Genomic DNA, 245 nt, shown 5'->3' with positions numbered 1-245 from the left:
AGCCCCAGGCCGAGGAAAAGCCCATGTACTCGCCAAAACCGGCCTTGGCGTAGGCATACACCCCCGAATCCAGCTCCGGCTTGCGGTTGGCCAGGGTCTGGAACACGAACGCCAGCGCCAGCATGCCGACCGCGGTGATTGCCCAGCCGATCAGCACAGCGCCAACCCCTGCGCTGGCCGCCATGTTTTGCGGCAGCGAGAAGATCCCGCCACCCATCATCGAACCGACGACAAGTGCAACTAAC

1 protein-coding gene is annotated in these 245 nt (G+C 63.7%); it reads right to left on the bottom strand.

Going from position 1 to position 245, the window contains the following annotated elements:
* A partial coding sequence (locus tag J5M58_RS27535; protein WP_207880672.1) for an amino acid permease occupies positions 1–245 on the bottom strand: 245 nt, incomplete at both ends.

The organism is Pseudomonas sp. 32_A (genome assembly GCF_017490905.1).
Lineage (GTDB): Bacteria > Pseudomonadota > Gammaproteobacteria > Pseudomonadales > Pseudomonadaceae > Aquipseudomonas > Aquipseudomonas inefficax.
Note: the sequence above shows the minus strand (reverse complement) of the source record. Positions and strands in the feature narration are given on the sequence as shown.